Here is a 253-nt window from a genome sequence, read left to right on the forward strand (position 1 = left end):
CGATATATTGTTTGATGATGCCAATCGGCGCACCTCCACACGAAGAGGCAAAGTACGATGGCGACCACAACACATTTTTCCAATACCGCTTTTTCAAGTCGGGCCGCTCTTTGCGTAACAACCGGCCGGATACTCCTTTCAGGCTGTTCACCAGTACGGACACCGCCAGCTTGGGCGGATACTCCACCAACAGATGCACATGATTGTCCTCCCCATCCATTTCCACTAGGGACGCTTCCATGTCTTCGCAGAC

1 protein-coding gene is annotated in these 253 nt (G+C 52.6%); it reads right to left on the reverse strand.

Annotated features, from left to right (window positions below; translation table 11 throughout):
• Positions 1-253, reverse strand: a 253-nt coding sequence (gene tnpA / locus IV91_RS0108350; RefSeq protein WP_031597557.1) for an IS200/IS605 family transposase, incomplete at both ends; no start/stop codon positions are given.

The sequence above is a fragment of the Ferrovum myxofaciens genome (assembly GCF_000735045.1).
GTDB classification, from domain to species: Bacteria; Pseudomonadota; Gammaproteobacteria; order Burkholderiales; family Ferrovaceae; genus Ferrovum; species Ferrovum myxofaciens.